This is a genomic window from Xanthobacter sp. 91 (assembly GCF_000702385.1).
GTDB classification, from domain to species: Bacteria; Pseudomonadota; Alphaproteobacteria; order Rhizobiales; family Xanthobacteraceae; genus Xanthobacter; species Xanthobacter aminoxidans.
This window is the reverse complement of the sequence record NZ_JNIB01000001.1, coordinates 1,229,205-1,241,784: the sequence shown is the minus strand read 5'-3', so window position 1 is coordinate 1,241,784 and position 12,580 is coordinate 1,229,205. Positions and strand designations below refer to the sequence as shown.

General features: G+C 68.3%; 4 protein-coding genes. 3 read left to right on the top strand and 1 reads right to left on the bottom strand.

The window, feature by feature from the left end:
* Window positions 1-33: 33 nt before the first annotated feature.
* The gene (locus tag A37E_RS0105990) at window positions 34-1,011 is read right to left on the bottom strand and encodes a helix-turn-helix transcriptional regulator (protein ID WP_081837474.1); all 978 of its coding nucleotides are present in this window, start codon (window positions 1,009-1,011) and stop codon (window positions 34-36) included.
* Window positions 1,012-1,412: 401 nt separating this feature from the next.
* On the opposite strand from A37E_RS0105990, the gene A37E_RS0105985 reads away from it, so the two are divergent.
* The 3 genes from A37E_RS0105985 to A37E_RS0105975 all read left to right on the top strand — a co-directional run bounded on the left by A37E_RS0105985 (window position 1,413) and on the right by A37E_RS0105975 (window position 12,545).
* Window positions 1,413-9,677, top strand: a complete 8,265-nt coding sequence (locus A37E_RS0105985; protein WP_156026251.1) for a hypothetical protein — start codon at window positions 1,413-1,415, stop codon at window positions 9,675-9,677.
* 299 nt (window positions 9,678-9,976) lie between these two features.
* Window positions 9,977-10,642, top strand: coding sequence for an invasion associated locus B family protein (locus A37E_RS0105980; RefSeq protein ID WP_029555774.1), 666 nt, complete (start codon window positions 9,977-9,979; stop codon window positions 10,640-10,642).
* A 355-nt stretch (window positions 10,643-10,997) separates the two neighbouring features.
* On the top strand, window positions 10,998-12,545 hold the full coding sequence (locus A37E_RS0105975; RefSeq protein WP_051678823.1) for a hypothetical protein: 1,548 nt from the start codon (window positions 10,998-11,000) through the stop codon (window positions 12,543-12,545).
* Window positions 12,546-12,580: the final 35 nt, after the last annotated feature.

Here is a 12,580-nt window from a genome sequence, read left to right as displayed (position 1 = left end):
GCGCTCTAATCCCAGGATGACGCCGGAAGGCGGTCAGCCTGCCTGGCTGACGTCGGCCCGCTCGGCGCGGGCGACGCCGGCGGCCGCCTGGTTGGCCTCGGTGCGGAAGGCCGAGGGGGCGCGGCCGAAGGTGCGGCGGAACAGCCGGTTGAAGGTGGCGATGTCGTTGAAGCCGGCCTCGAACGCGATGTCCGACACCTTCTTCCCGGCATTGACGGGATCGAGCAGAGCGGCGCCCGCATATTTCAGGCGCGCGGCGGTGATGTGTTCCCTGAGCGTGGTGCCGTGCTTCTGGAACATCTTCTGGAGCGTGCGCACGTTGAGCTTGTAGCGCTGCGCCACCTGGGCCACGCCGTAATCCTGCTGGCGGCAGTTGGCGGCGATGTCGGCGAGGATGTCGCGGAAGAGATGGTCGCCGGTGGGCGGAGTGCCGCTCTCGTGCTCGCGTGCAACCGACAGTAGCGCGAGAAGGCCGGCCTCGCAGGCCCGCGCCAAAGCCGGCGGCAGATCGCGCCCGACAATGCACTGTGCCTGCGTGATGAGCAGGTCCACCGATGCATCCGGCGTCGTGGACAGCGCGCCGCCGCCCGCGCCCGCCTCTCCGGCGCCCGAAGAGCGGTCCGGGGCCGCCACCAGAATCACCGACCCGGCGGGAAAGTGGATGTCGGCGCCGCGGCGAACCGTTGCAAGGAAAGGCATATTGGCCGGGATCGGCTGGGCCGGCCCTTGATCGAGCGCGATGGTGGAGGATTCGCTGGCCCGCCCCGCCAAGGTCAGAGGCAGCTCCAGTACGGTCATGCGCAGGGCGCCCAATTGTGGCGCGTCTGCGCAAATAATCGCCACATTCGGTAACAGCGTCTGACGCACGGTTAACCGCTTGTTAACCGCTTTGACCTTGGGCAGAGCCTCATCGCTACCTTGCAACAGCGCACGATGAGACTGTGAATCTGGTGCAGAGCAATCATGAATACTCAAATATTGCGTCTGCGAAATCTTTTGAAATTCCCCCATGACTGGCCGCCACGCCTCCCTTGACGGGCGTTACAACACGTCAAACAGAGTCTAAACGCAATCCAGGCTACTAAATTACCGCCACCTATTCTGTCTGTGGCTGAGCTGTGGAGTGGTTGCAGGCAACCGCCATGCGTCGATTTTATGGTTAACTCATTGATTTAAAATCATAAATTAGACTATGGCAGAAGTGCAACACCTCACGCGAATATGAAGAAATTCGTATTTTGAGCAGTGATGATTCGCGTCCTGCGGAGAGGCGATTGCATCCGCTGGGTAAGTTCGCCTTAGTTCGAGGAGTGTGAGAATCGCTCCACAACCAATGGTCGCACAATGTGGCGGCCGAAACAGGTTCTGGCTGGCGGAGGGCTTCCTCCTGCCGCCACATGTTGGGGGTGAAGATGGTCAATACGGGCGGCACCATCCTGTCTGGCGCGAATGTTCGGTCCTCTGCAAAGGGGGCATCCGTCACCCGCGGCCGGACCCGGGCGCTCCTCCTCTCCTCGGCACTGGCGACGGTGCTTGCAGGCGTCATCCAGCCGGGAACGGCGGATGCGGCGTGCAGCGACGCGATCAATCTGTTCGGTAACGCGACGCTGAATTGCGACACCACCAAGAGTGGCGGCGTCATCGGTACGGCCGGGACGATTGGCGTGTTTAGCGGCAACCTGACCGTCAACCTCAATAACGGCGCCAATGTCACCAATTCTGGCGGAACCGGAATTGGTCTTCTTGGTGCCGCCAACGGTACCATCACCGTTAATTCCTCCGTCACCAACTCTGTCTCCGGCACGAATACCGGTATATCGCTGACGGCCGTTGGCGCCATCACGATGAACAACTACAACGGAACCGCGACAGGCACCGGCGGTTCGAGCACCGGCATTGCGGCCACGGGCACCGTTCTCACCTTCAACAACTTCTCGGGTACCGCGTCCGGCGGCGCAAATGGTTTGGTGCTGACCGGCACGACCATCAACCTGAACAACTTCTCCGGCACGGCGACCGGCACCACCGGGGATGGCATCCGCCTCACCTCGGGCAACGGCATTTCGGCCACCGGCTTCCATGGCACGGCCACGGGCGGCGACAACGGCATCTACGGCCTCGCCGCCACCGGCGACATCACCATGACGGGCTTCGCCGGCTCGGCGACCGGTACCGAAGCCGGCAGCAACGGCATCAACCTCACCGCCACGCTCGGCAGCGTGAACTTCTCGTCCACGTCGGCCGGCATCATCCAGGGCGGCACCAACGGCCTCGTGCTCAACGGCACGACCGGCGTCACCGTGAACAACTTCGCCGGCAGCGCCACCGGCACCACCGGCAACGGCATTCAGATCCTCTCCGGCAACGGGATCAACGCCAACAACTTCACCGGCTCGGCCACCGGCGGCACCAACGGCATCAGCGGCACCTCGGTGCTGGGCAACATTTCCATGACCGGCTTCGCCGGCTCGGCCACCGGCACCGGCGCCACCGGCAACGGCATCAACCTGAATTCCCTGGCCGGCGATATCACCTTCTCCTCGACGCCTGCCGCGTTCGTCAGCGGCGGTACCAACGGCCTGAACTTCAACGCCCTCGGCACCGTCAACGCGACCACCAACAGCGGCTTCTTCTCCGGCACCACCGGGTCCGGCGCCAACTTCCTCGCGCAGGACGTCAACCTCACCGCGAACAACTCCTTCTTCACTGGCGGCACCAACGGCGTGGCCGCCGCGGGCACCGACCTTGACCTGAAGTTCATCGGCGGCACCGCCACCGGCACCAGCGGCGACGGCATCAACGCCACCGCCGTCGGCGTCTCGGCTGGCCCGCTCCAGCTGCCGGCCATCTCCAGCGTCTCCACCAACGGCACCTTCGTGCAGGGTGGCACCAACGGCATCAACGCCTCGGCCTCGGCGGTCGGTCTCGGCGGCGTGGGCGTTGACGCCACCACCACCGTCACCGCCAACGGCGGCAGCGTGATCGGCGGCACGGGCGCCGGCATCAACGCCTCCGCCATTACCGCGCCCGTCTCGGGCGGCCCGAACACCGCCACCACCACCGTCCAGGGCTCTGCTGACGTGACCGGCGGCTCCAACGGCATCTTCGCCCTGGCCGGCAGCCTCAACGGGAATGCCAACACCACGGTGAACGTCTCCGGCGACATCGAGGGCACCAACGGCAACGGCATCTCCGCCATCGGCGCCAGCGTCGGCGACTTCTCCGGCTTCAACCCGAGCGACCCGTCCACCTGGAATTCGGCGGTCGGCACCGGCAAGGCCACGGTGGACGTCACCACCAAGGACAATGTCACCGCCGGCAACGGCACCGGCATCCTCGCGGTGGGCATCGGCACCGGCAACTCGGTGAAGGTGGACGCCCGCGACAACGTGGACGCCACCGGCGGCTTCGGCGTGCTGGCCGGCTCGGTCGGCACCGGCGGCGACGTCAACGTCAAGACCAAGGACGTGTCGGGCACCCTCGGCGGCGTGCTCGCCTTCAACACGGACGGCAACACCACCGTCAACACCACCGGCAATGTGAGCTCGGACGGGCTGATCGGCGTCGGCGCGATTTCCAACAACGGCAACGCGACCGTCAACTTCTCCGGCACCATCGACCCGCCGCTGATCGGCGTGGGCTCGGTGGCCATCGGCAACGGCACTGCCACCGCCAACACCTCGGGCAACATCGACGCCAACCTCATCGGCGTCATCGCGCTGAACGTGGGCGACGGCCGCGCGGTGGTGGACAACAACGCCTCCGTGGAATCGAGCGTCGGCACCACTCCGCTGCTCGGCGTCGGCGCCATCAAGGTGGGCAACAACAGCGCCCTTCCCGGCGCGGACGTGGATGTCCAGAACAAGGGCGTGGTCGAGGACTTCGCCATCGGCGTGGCCGGCCTCGCGGTGGGTGATGGCAACACCGTCGCCGTCAAGAACCTCGGCGTGGTGGATGCCGGCTTCCTGGGCGTGGGCGGCGCCGGCATCGGCGACGGCAACTCCGTCGGCGTGCAGAACTACGGTGTCGTCACCTCCGGCGGCGTGGGCGTGCTCGGCCTCACGGTCGGCGAGGGCAACGCGGTCAACGTCCAGAACTTCGCGGTGGTGAACGCCAACCTCGTGGGCGTCGCCGGCATCGGCATCGACAACGGCCCGGGCGCCGGCGTCACCAACGTCTCGGTGGCCAACAGCGGCGCCATCAACACCAACGGCATCGGCGTGATCGGCGCCGCCATCGACCTCGACGGCTCGGGCTCGGCGATCACCTCGGTCAGCAACGGCGGCGTCGTCACCGGCGGCTTCCTCGGCGTGGCCGGCATCGCGGTCGGCCAGGGCCAGGCCAACGGCCTGACGGTCACCAACAACGGCGCCATCGTCAACAACAGCGGCGTCGGCGTGCTCGGCCTCGCGGTGGGCGACAATTACGGCGCCACCGTCAACAACACCGGCGCTATCGACGCGGATGTGGGCGGCGTGCTCGCCGGCATCATCGGCGACAACGGCACCTTGACCGTCACCAACTCCGGCGCCATCACCACCCAGGGTGCGGCGGTCGCCGGCCTCGTGGTGGGCGACGAGGGGCAGGTGAAGGTCACCAACAGCGGCGCCATCACCGGCGGCGTGCTGGGCGTGGGCGGCATCGTCATCGGCGACAACACCACCGGCATCGCCACCACCGTGGAGGTGAAGAACTCCGCGTCCGTCACCAATGACGGCATCGGCGTGCTGGGCGGCGGCATCGGTGACAACCAGGTGGTGAAGGTCTCCACCTCGGGCGCCATCGACTCCGGCCTCCTCGGCGTGGGCGGCTTCTCCATCGGCGCCAACGGCAATGTGGACGTGAAGACCACCGCGGCCGTCACCTCCGGCGGCGCGGGCGTGGTCGGCGCCGGCATCGGCGACAATTCGGTGGTCAAGGTCACCACCGGCGAGCAGGTGGACGGCACCTTCCTCGGCGTCGGCGGCCTCATCGGCGGCGCGGGCTCGCAGCTCACCATCGTCACCGAGGACAAGGTGACCTCCTCCGACGGCTTCGGCGTCGCGGCCCTCGGCCTCGGCACCGGCCAGACCATCAACGTGACCACCCAGCAGGAAGTCTCCGGCGACCTGCTCGGTGTCGGCGCGCTGAACCTCGGCGGCGGCGGCACCACGGTGAACGTCGAGACGCAGGCCAAGGTCACTTCGGCCTCCGGCTTCGGCGTGCTGGGCGGCTCCATCGGCACCGGCGCCAACACGGTGAACGTCACCACCCAGAAGCAGGTCTCCGGCGACCTGCTCGGCGTGGGCGGCGTCATCGGCGGCACGGGCGGCACCCTCACCATCAAGACCATGGACACGGTGGACAGCGCCAACGGCTTCGGCGTGGCGGCGCTCGGCCTCGGCTCCAACACCATCGACGTGACCACCGACAAGGCGGTGACCGGCCGCTACCTCGGCGTCGGCGCGCTGGCGCTCGGCGACAGCAACAGCGTCACGGTCCACACCAAGGACACGGTGAAGTCCGCTGACGGCCTCGGCGTGTTCGGCGGCGCCATCGGCACCGGCGCCAACACGGTGAGCGTCACCACCGACAAGGCGGTCGAAGGCCGCTACCTCGGCGTCGGCGCCCTCGGCATCGGCGACACCAACACCGTCACGGTCCACACCCTCGACACCGTGACCTCCTCGGACGGCTTCGGCGTCTTCGGCGGCGGCCTCGGCACCGGCGCCAGCACTGTCTCGGTCACCACCGACAAGGCGGTGACGGGCGACCTGCTCGGCGTGGGCGGCCTCATCGGCGGCACCGGCGGCACCCTGACCGTCGAGACCAAGGACACCGTGGACAGCGCCAACGGCTTCGGCGTGGCGGCCCTCGGCTTCGGCTCCAACACCATCGACGTGACCACCGACAAGGCGGTGACCGGCCGCTACCTCGGCGTCGGCGCTCTGGCGCTCGGCGACACCAACGCGGTGACGGTCCACACCAAGGACACGGTGAAGTCGGCGGACGGCTTCGGTGTGTTCGGCGGCGCCATCGGCGGCGGCGCCAACACCGTGAAGGTCACCACCGACCAGACGGTCGATGGCCGCCTCCTCGGCGTCGGCGGCATCCTCGGCGCCACCGGCGGCTCGCTGGACATCAACACCAAGGCGGCCGTGACCTCCACGGACGGCTTCGGTGTCGCCGGCCTCGCCTTCGGCAACAACAACACCGTGAAGGTGCTCACCGAGGGCACCGTGAGCGGTGACCTGCTCGGCGTCGGCGCCCTCTCCATCGGCGACGGTGGCACGGTGGACGTGCACACGCTGGCGGCCGTCACCTCGGCCAACGGCATCGGCGTCCTCGGCGGCAACATCGGCGCCGGCCAGCAGGTGACCGTGGTCACCGACGGCACGGTCAACGCCGCCATCGCCGGCGTCGTCGGCTTCAACACCGGCGGCAACACCGACGTGACGGTGAACCAGAAGGTGTCGGTCGCGGCCGGCGGCTTCATCGGTGCGGCGGCCATCGCCGGCGGCACCGGCAACGCCACCCTGACGATCAACGGCGTCATCGACCCGCCCGCGATCGGCGGCGGCGCGCTGACCATCGGCTCGGGCACCGCCACGGTGAACGTGAACGCCGAGGTCCAGGCGACCACCATCGGCATCGTCGGCGCCAACATCGGCAACGGTGCCATCGACGTGAACGTCAATGCGGGCGGCACCATCAAGTCCGACGGCATCGGCATCCTGACCGTGAAGCTCGGCGACGGCCCGACCACCATCGACGTGGATGCGGCGGTCGGCGGCCTCAGCGGCGCGGCCACCGGCGGCGACGGCATCCATGCCTATGCCATCGGCGAGAGCCCGGTCACCATCCTCACCACCGCCAACGGCACCATCAATGCGGGTGACGACGGCATCGCGGTGAGCCAGCTCGGTGGCGGCAACGTCATCGTCACCACCAACGGCACCATCACCGCCGGCGACGAGGGCATCCAGGTGCGCTCGCTGGCGCTGACCACCGGCGACGTGACCGTGACCAACAACGCGGCCATCACCGCCACCGACAACGGCATCTTCATCCTGAAGGGCGGCGACGGCGCGGTGCTGGTGAACGCCAACGCCAACGTCACCTCCACCACCGCCAACGGCGTCGAGGCCAACGTCCTCTTCGGCACCGGCGACGTGACGGTGAACCAGGGGGCCTCGACCACCATCGCGGCCCAGGACTTCGGCGTGATCGCCTCGAAGACCTTCGGCACCGGCAACGTGTCGGTGACGACGGGCACGGCCTCGGCCATCAATGCCACCGCGGGCGGCATCTTCGCCGGCCGGTTCGCCGGCACGGGTGACGTGGTGGTCACCACCGGCCTCCTCAGCAACATCACCACCGTGGGCAACGGCATCGAGGCCCAGTCCATCGGCTCCACCGGCAACGTCACGGTCACCACCGGCACCACCAGCGGCGTGACCGCGGGCGGCGACGGCATCGTGGCGAACAAGTTCGCCGGCTCCGGTGACGTCTTCCTCACCACCGGCACTTCGAGCGCGGTGGCTGCGGGCGACGATGGCCTCACCGCCACCAACTTCGCCTTCGGTCCGGGCAACGACATCTTCGTCGCCACCGGCGTCAACTCCGTGGTCCTCGCCAACGACAAGGGCATCCGCGCCGGCGGCTGGGACAACGTCACCGTCAACACCTCCGACGGCAGCATCATCCGCGGCGACGCGGACATGACCGGCGTCGGCAACGCCATCCGCATCTTCTCGGCCGACTTCGCCACGGTGAACATCGGCACCAACAATGCGGTGATCGGCTCCGGCAAGAGCTGGGGCGAGGCGGTGATCTCGGTCAACAGCGATGATGGCACCATCATCAACGTGGGCGCCGGCACGCTGGTCAGCTCCTGGAGCTACCTGGGCGGCAACAACCTGCCCGGCCTGATCGTGGCGGCGAGCGACATCGTCATCGACACCGACGGCGGCGCCACCACCATCACCAACTACGGCACCATCGTCGGCCGCATCGGCCTCACCAACAACGACGACACCTTCAACAACCTGTCGTCGAACACCTGGATCACGGTCGGCAACAACTACTTCGGGGGCGGCAACGACACCCTGAACAACACCGGCCGCATCGTCACGGCGCTGCAGGGCGGGGTGGCCGAGACCACCACCTTCAACAGCCTCGAGACCTTCAACAACGGCGATCCGCTCTTCCTCCAGAGCGGCCTGCTGACCATGATCGACGAGACCCCCGGCCAGATCGCCGGCAACGGCACCCGCGACGTGACCTACGTGAGCGGCACCTGGAACGGCGTCGGCAACAGCAAGGTGGGCCTCGACAGCTACCTCGGCGCGCCGGGCTCCACCTCGGACCAGCTCGCGGTTGGCGGCCTCGACGTGAACGGTGTTGAGATCGCCGGCCTCGTCACCACCGGCTCCACCGGCCTCGTCATCCACGACGTCAACGCGGGACCGGGCGCCTTCAACCTCGCCGGCATCAAGGTGGTGGACGTGCAGAGCGCGGCCGGCACCACGGACCCGACGAGCTTCTACATCTCGCCCGGCTCCACCAACTACTCGCCGAAGTTCGGCGGCGTGATCGACAAGGGCCTGTTCTTCTATGACCTCACGGTCATCGGCAACGACCAGTACCTGATCGGCCTCCCGGACCAGGAAGTGTTCGAGCTGCCCAAGCTCGTCACCGGCGCCCAGGCCATCTGGCACGAGACCACCGGCGTGTGGCTCGACCGCCAGGCCGACCTGCGCACCTACCTGCAGGGCACGCCCACGCAGCTCGTCACCAAGGAAGGCATCAAGACCATCGACGGGGCTCCGGCCTCCGTCACCCCCGGCATCTGGGGCAAGGTGGTCGGCAGCTGGGGCTCTCGCGACGCCTCCAACACCTTCGCGGCTGGCGGCGGTCTCTACGGGTTCGACACCGGCTACAACCAGAGCATCTACGGCTTCATGGCCGGTGCCGACTTCGGCAAGGAAGGCGTGTTCGCCACCAATGACGCGGTGGTGTTCGGTGTCCTCGGTGGCTACGTCGGGTCCAACCTGAACTTCAGCAATTCGCCCACCTCGGCGGATTACTCGGGCGGGACGGTCGGTGCCTATGCCACCTACATCACCGGCAACTGGTACTTCGACGCCCTCATCAAGGCCGACTTCCTCTCCATGGACTACAACGCGCCGACGCTCGCGGGCATCGGCTACTTCGGAAAGTCCACGGACGCCCGGAACGTCGGCTTCGCGCTCGATACCGGCTACCGGCTCTACACCTGGGCCAATGGCGGGTTCGTCGACGGCCTCGCCACCCTGACCTACGTGAACACCAACATCTCCAACCTCGCCATTGCCGGAAACACCTTCGTGGACTTCGGCAACAACGACAGCCTGCGCGGCAGCCTCGGCGCCCGCGTCGGTGGCCAGATCTACGACGCCGCCACCTACAAGGTGCAGGCGAGCGTGACCGGACGCCTCTGGTACGAGTTCCTCGGCGACAACGCCGTCACGATCTTCAATCCGGGCGTGCCCTTCGGCACCGTCGACAACTTCGACGGCCTGTTCGGTGAAGTCGGCGTCGGGTTCAACGTCTTCGCCAAGGACTCGGGCTGGAACAGCTTCGTGAATGCCGACGTGAAGTTCGGCGACAACTACACGGCCGGCAGCGCCAAGGGCGGTGTCCGCTACCAGTGGTGAGCGGCACCTGATCCTCGATCAGTCCGGCGGGCGGCGTGCCTTGAAGGTGCGCCGCCCGTTTCTTCTCCGGGGACAAGATCGTGACGGAGCTTGGCTTTCGTTCCAGGCCGTCCCATCCTTCCCGTTCGGGTCAGAGCTGCGGGCGCAGGCCGCCCAGTTCGGGGCCCGCGTTTTCTGGCCCGTGTTTCGGGGCCGCGTTTCCTGGCCCGTGATTTCTGGCCCGCGTCGCGTCAGTCCCCGCATTTCGTCCCTTCTCCGGATTCCTTCTGTCCCCGGGTCCTCGTCCACGGAGGCGTCTCGTGATCCTTTCCCGTCTGTTCCGCACCACCTCTTTCCGCGCCAGCCCCTTTCTCGCCCTTGCCGCGCTCCTCGCGGCGACGCCCTTCGCCGTGCTGTTCTCCGAGGACACGGGCGCCGTCACCGTGGCGCAGACCCAGCAGGCTGCGCCGGCCCAGAACCGCATCGCCCAGAATCGGACTGCCCAGAACCAGCCGGCCGCCCCGGCCGCGCCCGCCGGCCCGGTGAAGACCGAGACCCAGTCGTTCGACAATTGGGTCCTCACCTGCCAGGAGGTGCCTCCGGCCGCCGGCGCCAAGGCCGGCAAGAAGACCTGCTTCGCCGTGCTGCGCATCACCGACAACCAGTCGAAGCGCGTGGTCGTGGTGTGGAAGATCGGCAAGGACGGCAAGGACGTGCCGACCATCGCCATCACCACCCCCACCGGCGTGCTGGTGCGCGACGGCGTGGACCTGGTGCTCGGCCAGAACACCCGCAAGCTCGCCTACCAGTGGTGCAACGGCACCGAGTGCGAGGCGAGCATTGCCTACGACGCGGCCCTCGCCAAGGAGCTGTCCGCCGCCAAGGAAGCCACCATCGCCTTCCGCCTGCAGGACGGCCGGCAGGTGAACGTCAAGGTGGGCGTCACCGGCGTCGACAAGGTGCTGGCCGGGCTCGCCAAGAGCTGAAGGGCCGGCTGAGCCAACGGGCTGAGCGGGCCGCCCCCCGTCGCCCTGTCGCTTCTGTCACGCATCCTCACCACCGTCATCCCCCGGCTTGTCCGGGGGATCCACTTTGCCGCTTGTCCGCTTCATCCGGCCTGACCCCGCTCCGGCGGAGAGGTGGATCGCCCGCACGAGGCGGGCGATGACGGCGCTCTTCTGGGCAGGCCGGGGCACGCTGGCCCGTGCGGCGAGACTCCTCCCAGCCCCTCCGTCCGCTCGCACCCCGCCGATCTTCACGCCGGGCCCCACCCGCGTTGCGCGCGCGGCGGCAGCTCTTTAGGGTCGCGCGCGAGTTGAGACCCGCGCCCCGGAGGCCCTGTTGCGTCGCCGTATCCTGATCGCCGCGTTCGTCCTGATCGCGGCTTGTGTCGCCATCCGGGCCGCCGTCGTCGCCAGCAACCTGCCCGAGGCGCTCACCGCCGCCCATTTCGAGGCGCTGCGGCCGGAGCCCAACCGCCAGCGCGCCTTCCTCCATCGCATGCCCAAGGGCGGCGACCTGCACACCCATCTCTCCGGCGCGGTCTATGCCGAGCGGCTGATCGCCTGGGCCATCAAGGATGGCCTGTGCCTCGATCCCGCCGCTATGAACATCCTCTCCCCGCCCGCCGATGCGAGCGCGGATAAGCCCTGCGGCACCGACCCGAAGATCGTCCCCATCGCCGATGCGGTGGCCGGCTGGCGCGGCCAGACCACCTTCGATCTTCTGGTGGATGCGCTCTCCCTGCGCTGGTTCCTGCCAACCCCTCAGGTGCCCTCGGGCCACGACCAGTTCTTCGCCTCCTTCTCCAAGTTCAATCCCGCCGCCGGCGGGCCGGACTGGACGCGCACCCTGGAGCGCACGGCCGAGATGACGGTGGACCAGCTGCGCCAGTACGGCGCCGACAACGTGCAATATGCCGAGCTGATGGTGACGCTGATCGAGGGCGAGGATCGCCGCCGCCTCGGCCAGGCCGTCGGTGCCGAGCGCGATCCCAAGGCCATGCTGGCGGCGCTGGACAAGGCCGGCATGGCCGAGGTGGTGCGTCGCCGGGTGGAGGACATCAAGGCCCTCGTCGCCCGGGTGGAGGCGCTGCGCGGCTGCGCGGCGGACGCGACCCGCCCCGGCTGCGGGGTGGATTTCCGCTACATCGCGCAGGTGAACCGCAATGGCGCGCCGGCCGAGGTGTTCGCGCAGACGGCGGTGTCGGCGGCGCTGGTGCGGACGATGCCGGACATCGTCGCCGGCTTCAACTATGTGGGGCCGGAGGACTACCGCACGGCCCGGCAGGACTACCGCGCCCACATGCAGTGGATCGGCTTCCTCGCGGGCAAGGACGTGCCGGTGGCGCTCCATGCGGGCGAGCTGTGGATCGGGCTGGTGCCGCCGCCGGATCTCGATTTCCACATCCGCGATGCGGTGGAGACGGCGGGGGCGCGGCGCATCGGCCACGGCACCGCCATCGGCTTCGAGCGCGACATGGACGGGCTGCTGGCGGAGCTGAAGGCGCGCGGCGTGGCCATCGAGATCGCGCTCACCTCGTCCGACGTCATCCTCGGCGTGCGCGACCGCCGCCACCCCATCCGCACCTATCTCTCGGCCGGCGTCCCGGTGACGCTGGCGACCGACGATGCGGGCGTCTCGCGCATCGACCTCACCAACGAATATCTGCGGGCGTCGCAGGACCACGGCCTCGGCTATCGCCGGCTGAAGGGCTTCGCTGAGACCGCCATCGACAAGGCCTTCCTGTCGCCGCCGGAAAAGGCCCGCCAGCGCTCCCGCCTCGATGCCGCGTTCACCGCCTTCGAACGCGAGGTGACGGACGCCCTGCCGCTGGGCACCCGCGTCAGCGCCTTCCTCCGCGCGATGGTGGGCGCGGGCGGGCATTGAAGGCGGGGCCGTTCCCCGCCATCCTCCGCGCAACG

Excerpts from the sequence above, each read along its gene's own strand:
- A37E_RS0105990 (WP_081837474.1), bottom strand. The coding sequence starts at position 1,011 with ATGGGGGAATTTCAAAAGATTTCGCAGACGCAATATTTGAGTATTCAT.
- A37E_RS0105985 (WP_156026251.1), top strand. The coding sequence starts at position 1,413 with ATGGTCAATACGGGCGGCACCATCCTGTCTGGCGCGAATGTTCGGTCC.